We start from the raw sequence: 387 nt of genomic DNA on the forward strand, positions 1-387 counted from the left end.
TGTCTGCACCGCTCACGTAGCCCTTGCCCGTGGCATCGCTGGCCTTGGTGTCGGCCGACATGGAGATGACTTCGTTGTTCATCTTCACGCCGGTCATGTACGCCGACATCGACGGCGCGCTGTCGGTGGTCTGCGCATCGTTGGAGTACGTCTTGATGCGCGCCGTGCGCTTGAGCGATTCCATCGTCAGCTTGCCGGCCTCGCCCACCTTGTAGATGCGCGTGGCGGTGACGGTGGTTGGACCCATGCAATCGCCCAGGAAGAAGATCACGTTCTTGGCTTCACCGGCGGCGTGCGCCTGGGCGCAGGCCGCGGCTGCCAGTGCCACCAGGCCGGCGCGGAAGATGCGGTTCGATTGCTTGTTCATGATTGCCCTCTCCCTCTTAC

The 387-nt window shown here is 63.3% G+C and carries 1 protein-coding gene; it reads right to left on the bottom strand.

The genetic code is table 11. The annotated features are described in order from the left end of the window. Nucleotides 1-367, bottom strand: a 367-nt coding sequence (locus tag OC23_RS06560) for an alkaline phosphatase (protein ID WP_038343702.1), incomplete at its 3' end; no start/stop codon positions are given. Between the last annotated feature and the right edge of the window lie 20 nt (nucleotides 368-387).

The sequence above is a fragment of the Acinetobacter sp. A47 genome (genome assembly GCF_000805455.1).
Taxonomy (GTDB): domain Bacteria; phylum Pseudomonadota; class Gammaproteobacteria; order Pseudomonadales; family Moraxellaceae; genus Acinetobacter.